This is a genomic window from Marimonas lutisalis, from assembly GCF_005434965.1.
Taxonomy (GTDB): domain Bacteria; phylum Pseudomonadota; class Alphaproteobacteria; order Rhodobacterales; family Rhodobacteraceae; genus Marimonas_A; species Marimonas_A lutisalis.
On record NZ_SKCI01000003.1, the window covers coordinates 548,725 to 554,989 of the forward strand.

At 55.0% G+C, this 6,265-nt stretch carries 6 protein-coding genes; 4 read left to right on the forward strand and 2 right to left on the reverse strand.

The window, feature by feature from the left end; genetic code table 11:
• Positions 1-48: 48 nt before the first annotated feature.
• Positions 49-327: a hypothetical protein gene (locus tag E0501_RS15765; protein ID WP_137702325.1), complete on the reverse strand. Its 279-nt coding sequence runs from the start codon at positions 325-327 to the stop codon at positions 49-51.
• 14 nt (positions 328-341) lie between these two features.
• Here E0501_RS15765 and E0501_RS15770 point away from each other — a divergent pair, with 14 nt between their 5' ends.
• From E0501_RS15770 to E0501_RS15785, 4 genes are all read left to right on the forward strand, one after another.
• Positions 342-1,682, forward strand: a complete 1,341-nt coding sequence (locus E0501_RS15770) for an alpha/beta fold hydrolase (RefSeq protein WP_137702326.1) — start codon at positions 342-344, stop codon at positions 1,680-1,682.
• Between the two features lie 424 nt (positions 1,683-2,106).
• Positions 2,107-4,014 carry an acyltransferase family protein gene (locus E0501_RS15775; protein WP_137702327.1) on the forward strand — a complete coding sequence of 636 codons (1,908 nt, stop codon included), beginning with the start codon at positions 2,107-2,109 and terminating at the stop codon, positions 4,012-4,014.
• 357 nt (positions 4,015-4,371) lie between these two features.
• Positions 4,372-4,551: a helix-turn-helix domain-containing protein gene (locus E0501_RS15780; RefSeq protein ID WP_161594638.1), complete on the forward strand. Its 180-nt coding sequence runs from the start codon at positions 4,372-4,374 to the stop codon at positions 4,549-4,551.
• Positions 4,552-4,766: 215 nt separating this feature from the next.
• Positions 4,767-5,354 carry a GNAT family N-acetyltransferase gene (locus E0501_RS15785; RefSeq protein ID WP_137702329.1) on the forward strand — a complete coding sequence of 196 codons (588 nt, stop codon included), beginning with the start codon at positions 4,767-4,769 and terminating at the stop codon, positions 5,352-5,354.
• Between the two features lie 523 nt (positions 5,355-5,877).
• Here the strand turns inward: E0501_RS15785 and E0501_RS15790 are convergent.
• Positions 5,878-6,265 (reverse strand): DDE-type integrase/transposase/recombinase (locus tag E0501_RS15790; protein WP_137702330.1); only part of this gene is annotated, 388 nt, incomplete at its 5' end.

Genomic DNA, 6,265 nt, shown 5'->3' on the forward strand with positions numbered 1-6,265 from the left:
ACCCCGCACATTGGCGGGGTCATCACGTTTCTGGACAGTCGCTCGGCGTTAGCGGACCGCAGTTTGGGAGTTTGCTTGCGAAACTTTCGGATGGGCACGACGTATTTGCGGCGTTCTCATCGGTTTGCGACCAGGAGCCTTCGAAATTAGCTTCGCCTTATGTGAAACTCTGCTCCGGAACACTGTGGCGATGGTCCCAAGGGCCTTGCCAATAGTGCCGATGTTGCTCCACGCGTCCTGGCTCCGGATCTCCCGGGCGCGGCGATCATAGTGGGCGTAGTCGATCGAGCCGTTGGCGATAGTGTTGTATTCGGGCTGGGTGGTCATCTTTTGTCTCCTCGTTGTTCGATGCATTCACCTTGCCCGACTCGAAAAATGCGCGCTTGAAGAAGTCCTTTAGAAGTCTTTGTGATTTCCTTGATTTGCCTGAAGAAACGGTTGATCCTGACTTGGAAATCGCAGGGAACGGCCGAATAATGCGTTATTTCTTTGCAAATTGCGAGCTAGACACGGCAAGCCACACGTTATTACGAGATGGCGAAAGGGTGCCGATTGAGCCGCAGGTATTCGACCTTCTGCAGCTCTTGGCTGAGCGGGCCGGACAGCTTGTGACCAAGGATGACCTGATTGACGTGGTCTGGAATGGTCGCATTGTGTCTGACGCGACAATCAGTGCACGCATCAATGCTGCTCGCACAGCAGTCGCTGACAATGGGAAAGATCAGCGCGTGATCCGAACCGTCTCGCGGCGCGGATTTGAGATGGTCGCTGATGTAGCTAGGGAAACAAAGTCTAAGGCCTCTTTGACCTCTGAGAGGGGCCAGACAATCCGGTATGCATCCTCCAAAGACGGAACCAACATCGCTTGGTCCAGCGTCGGTGAAGGGCCGCCTATCCTGTATGCGTGGCATCACCTCTCACACCTGGAGAAAGACTGGCGCAGCAAATTATTGCGCCCGACCTTTGATGCACTCTCGGAAAATCATCGGCTGGTTAGATATGACATAAGAGGGTCAGGGCTCTCTGACCCTATCAATCCCGACAATACTCTCGACAACCACGTTGATGACATGCTTGCAGTTGCCGATGCAGCTGGCATTGACCGTTTTCCAGTGATTTCAGTTCTGCAGTCAGCGGCAACTGCAATTCGATTATGCGCGCGACATCCCGAACGTGTTTCACGCCTTGTAATCCAAAATGGCTATGCGCGTGGCAGAGCCATGCGTGAAGGTGCTTCAGATGCCGCTGACAACGATCCCTTTATTGCGCTTCTGAAGAGTGGAGGCTGGGGCAATCCAGACAATGGCTTTATGCGTGCTTGGGCGACGATGGTTTTGCCGATGGCCTCTTTCGAGGAGACCACGGATCTCATCCATCTGATCTCCCATGCAGGCTCCGGAGAAAACGCATTGCTACAACGACAGCTGATCGACATACTAAACGTTCTTGACGACCTGGAACGCGTTCAGATACCAACGCTCGTAATCCACTCGCGTATGTGCCCAATACATCCCGTAACAGAAGGGAGAAGGGTTGCGGCTGGCATTCCGGGCGCAGAGTTTCTCGAGGTGGATAGTTCGAATACGTTTCTGGTCGCCAGCGATCCAGCTTTCCAAGAGATTATGGCGCATACGCTCGAGTTCTTGGGCAGAGCAGACGGTCAAAAAGCTCTACAAGCTTGAACGTCACTTCGAGATCCGCAGGTCAAGAGAAACTGTATGACTTCGGTTGCTGTCAGACGAATTCGAACTCGTCTCCACAAAGACAGTGGCGTGTCCATCTTGCCGTGCAAAGACGCCGCCCCACGCCCGATCCGCTGTCCTGAACGCTTGTTCAATCTGTCTATTTGTCCAGAAGGAGGGTCAGAAATGGACATCTGGACAGATTGGACGCGCATAGCAGTCGTTCGTGGGACGCGCAGCGAACGGTGGCTCTGAGCCCAAACTTCTCATTGGTGAGTCTCACACCACAAGTACCGATGGGCGGAAAAAACTTTCGCAGATTTAGCGAAGAATTCGGACCGGAAGCTTATAACCGAAGCTTAACTTGCGCGGTTTCAGAGTCATAGTGATTGCTTTCCACGCCGAACCTCTCCAAAACCCGCAAATGACTTATCGCCCCGAAATAGACGGATTGCGCGCAATCGCCGTCATGGCCGTGATCCTTTTTCACGCCGGGTTCGATCTCTTCAGCGGCGGTTATGTCGGCGTCGACGTGTTTTTTGTAATCAGCGGGTACCTGATCACCTCGCTCATTCTGAAGGACCTTGAAAAGGGCTGCTTCTCGTTTGGTCACTTCTACGAGCGTCGCGCCAGGCGCATCCTGCCAAGCTTGACCGTGGTCATACTGGTCAGTATTCCATTCGCCTGGGCCTGGATGCTGCCTTCGCAGTTTCAGGAGTTCTCCGGCAGCCTGTTTTCGATCGGCTTCTTCCTGTCGAACTTCTACTTCCTTAGCCAGCTTGAGTACTTTCAGCCAAGCTCGGAACTGCAGCCGATGCTCCATACCTGGAGCCTGTCCATTGAGGAACAGTATTACCTGATCTTCCCGGCACTCCTTTTCAGTTTGGCTCGTTTCGGAAGATTGGTTTTGTTCGCCGTGATCCTGCTGTCGGTGCTGGGCGGCATTTTCCTGGCGCATGTGGGTGTGACGGATGACCCCGGCAAGAACTACTTTCATTCCGCCGCGCGTCTGTGGGAGATCGGCGCCGGCGCGCTTTGCGCGTTTCTTCCAAACCGCCGGCGTATCGACGCGCTAGGCTTGGCAGGTCTCTCCCTTATCTCCTATGCCGTTTTCGGGTTCGACAGCAACACACCCTTTCCAAGTCTCTTCACGCTGGTTCCGATCGCGGGCACGATGCTATTGGTTCTCTTTGCCGACCACACCGGGATCGTGGGCCGCATTCTGGCGAACCGGGCGATGGTCGGGGGCGGTCTTGTCAGCTACAGCGCCTATCTCTGGCACCAGCCGCTTTTCGCCTTCGCCCGCTTGCGCAGCCTGCACGATCCCGGCCCCGGTCTGCTCGTCGCGTTGATCGCGGCAACTCTGGTTCTTGCCGCCCTCAGCTGGCGCTTCGTGGAAATGCCCTTTCGTAGGCGTCCCAGTCCGCTGCTGAAGGCGCGCGGGCCCTACATGGCGGCCTCGCTTGGGCTAATGGTCGCAATCTCAGCCGGCGGGCTGTGGGGCTACCTGCAAAACGGGTTTCCCGATCGCAAGGTCAACGGCGTGGCGCTGGCCGAGCTTGATACGCGGTTGCGGCCGAATATGGGGCTCGACGAAAACTGTACCGGCGGTTTCACCTCCGACCCCGCCTGCGCGACCTCTGATGAGCCGGAGGTGATTTTGTGGGGCGACAGCTATGCTATGCATCTTGTGCCCGCACTGCTGGCCGCGAACCCAGGGATCAAGTTGCGCCAGCACACCTATGCCGGCTGCGCACCTCTTCTCGACGTGGCATTCCGGGCGCACAGCCTTGGTTTTGTAGACACGGCAGGCTGCTTTCAGTTCAATCGCGATGTGCTGGACGACCTGGACAGACAAACTAGTCTTCGCACGATCGTTCTGTCCTCGCCATTTTCACTTTACGAGAAAGCGCTCTGGAACGCGGACGGAACACGGCTTGTCGGTGAAGACGCATTTGAAGCTGTAGTGGCGTCATTGGAAAACACGGTAAGACGACTAAAGGAAAAAGGCCTTGAAGTTCTGATCGTCTCACCGCCCCCGATGGAGGGGATTGACCTTGGCCAGTGCGCCGCGCGCGTGGTCCGGTTCGGAGCCCAAGAAGACGCCTGCGATTTCGAATTTGAGTCCACGCGCAACCGTGAGGTGTTCCGAATCATGGATCGGATCAGCGCCGTGGCCCCAGTGCTGCGGCTGGACGAGGCGATCTGCGTTTCAGGGCGGTGCGACACGATCCGTGACGGCATCATCCTTTTTCGAGACGACGGGCACCTCACAATTGAAGGCTCCCAAACTCTTGGGCAAAGAATACAAGGCTTCAATTTGGATCGATAGTTGACTTCCTACCTCCGAGAATTCAGTCCGGCATTTGTTATATCCAGTGCTCTTGCAGTGAACGGTTGGTTAGGGTTTAGTTATTTAAATGGCGTCTTTCGGGAAGTTCAGCCGCGCTGTGGCGCGTACCTGAATGGCTTAACCCTCTTCAGGGTCTTCGATCTTTCCACAGGTGCATCGGGCCGGTTTGTCCGCAGAACGGTCGTCCATACGGCATGCAGTGAACGACCGAAGCGGACGGCTTACTGGAAGCATATTCAAGCAGCCTGTCTCTGGTTACACTTCACCGGCAGACACTTAACCTAATTGCGTCAAAAAAATGTTGACCCAACGTCGGCTTCAGACATTCATATGTATATGTTCGACGAAGAGCTGGAAAACATTCGACGTGAGATCGGTGCAAGATTGAGGGCGCGCCGAAAAGAAGTTGGCCTAAGGCAATGTGAAGTTGCCCAAGCACTCGGACACACCTCGTCTTCTCGGATTAATCAGATTGAACTCGGGAGAATGCGGCTTTATGCCGAAGAGCTTCCCTGATTGTGTGAAAAACTGGGATGCTCTTTGCGTGACATAATCGGCGAATATGTCGACCCGGACGAAAATATTAGCCGATGACCAGGTTCTTGTTTGGGCCTTACGCAGCGCCAGCGGTTAAGGCACTTATCCGCATGTCGTCATGATCCGAAAAAACTCTTAGAATTTGCTGTGTTTGGTGTTTCGGTCTTAAGAATGTCCGGCATTGGAGAGAAATCATGATACCACTTGACCCGCCTTTTCGGCTTGGTCGCGCAACAGATGCCTCAGCCTTGGCCCAGCTTATCAACCTTGCCGGAGAAGGTTTGCCAGAATATCTCTGGGCCGAAGAGGCAGGCACAGTTGAAGCGGGTTGGGAACTTGGACGCGCTTACCAGGCAGAAAAAGCAAAAGACGGTCGTGTCGTCGTGGCCGATGAAGGAGATGGCCCCATAGCAGCGCTGATGGGCTACAGCATTCCTGAATACCCTGATCCTGTTCCGGCAGATGCACCGCCGCTTTATCGGCCCATGCTCGAGCTTGAAGCGCTGGCCCCGAAGTCTTGGTTCATTGAGTCGCTGGCCTGTTTTCCGGAGCATCGAGGCCGAGGTCTCGGTTCGAGACTTCTGGACATTGCCGTAACTATTGGAAGAGACAAAGACGCAGATGTGATTAGTCTTCTTGTAGAAGACAACAATCTTGGTGCCATTCGTCTTTATGAGCGTCGCGGTTTTGAAGCGACTGAAGAACGCGAAATTATCGGCAATGGATGGCAAACCTCAGCGACGAAATGGGTTCTTATGATCTTGGACCCGCGCCGTAGGTGAGGAGGTGACCTGAAGGGCCGGTTCGTCCCGCATGTGAGACACTTGACGCCCGCGCGGCGAATGGCCGGTTTGGATTTTAGTCGATTTCGCAGTCTTGAATAACCGTTTCGGGTAACTCGTGCTGCACCGCCGCGAGCCATTTCAAGGTTCGATCGATCGGCCGAGAGGGGTTTTGCTGCACCAACATCACGCAGCTTCGTCCGCAACTTAGCCATAGCCCCTTGGAACTTCGCTGCAGGCACAACCAACGACGGCTTTTCTTCTGCAGCGCAGCCAGCAGTTTTGATTAACCGGGTTGCTGCATCTGCGAACATCGATGCGGATCATGTCTGCCTTGGGCTCTGAGCTGCCGTTAGCTGCGACCCAGCCGCATGGCCGCTCCGCGGACAATCCTGCCGTTCGCTGCAATGCCGCGTCTGTGAGCCGTTTGAATGACTGCGTCGCGGACAAAGCTGTCGTTTAGCGAGGAGGGTGCTGTCAGACGAATTCGAACTCGTCTCTGCAAGGACAGTAGCGCTGTCCCTTATGCCGCGCAGAGACCGCGCCACTCGGCCAGAGCAGCGGATCGATTTTGTTTGAAGTGATCTCGTTTGGAGAGGCTGCGATCATGGTTGAAGTGATTGAAAATGGAGGAATGGACGGCGACGAATTTCTGCAGACTTCGCATCCGCCGGAAGCGCTGCATCGCCCTTTCTCGTCGTCGGAATGGCAGGTGCGAATTCTCGACTCTGTTGTTGAGCCAGCGCCCACATGATTGGAGATGATCGCAACCCAGATCGCGAAGCGCAGCTTTGTATGAAACGAACCGATCCGTGACCAGCACCTCAGGCTGACCATACCTCCTCATCAATTTTCTGAGCATTTTCAATGCGGCGCGTTTGTTTCGCCGCTTCGTGACAACGCTCTCAAGC